General features: G+C 36.4%; 1 pseudogene. It reads left to right on the forward strand.

Annotation, left to right across the window (positions count from 1 at the left end):
• Positions 1 to 269, forward strand: a pseudogene (locus SB658_RS24300) (MFS transporter); the annotation flags it as partial.

A 269-nucleotide genomic window follows, 5' to 3' on the forward strand; every position in this document is an offset into this window, starting at 1 on the left:
GAAAATTATCGAATCATAATCCGATTCGAGCACTATTTTACACGTTCTTGATTCAAGCGATTATATTATTTGTTTTAACATTTACAGCGCCATTTAAAGTAGCTGGATTAATCACAATTATTTTCATGGGACTATTCGCATTTATGAATGTTCCCGGGCTACTAGTATATGTAGTTATATTGGCAGAGCGCTTTGTTCCGAGTGCGGTTGATGTTGCTTCAGCAATTAACATTGCCGCATTTAACGCAGGGATTGCTTTAGGTTCTTAT

Source organism: Bacillus sp. SIMBA_008 (assembly GCF_046535495.1).
GTDB lineage: Bacteria > Bacillota > Bacilli > Bacillales > Bacillaceae > Bacillus > Bacillus subtilis.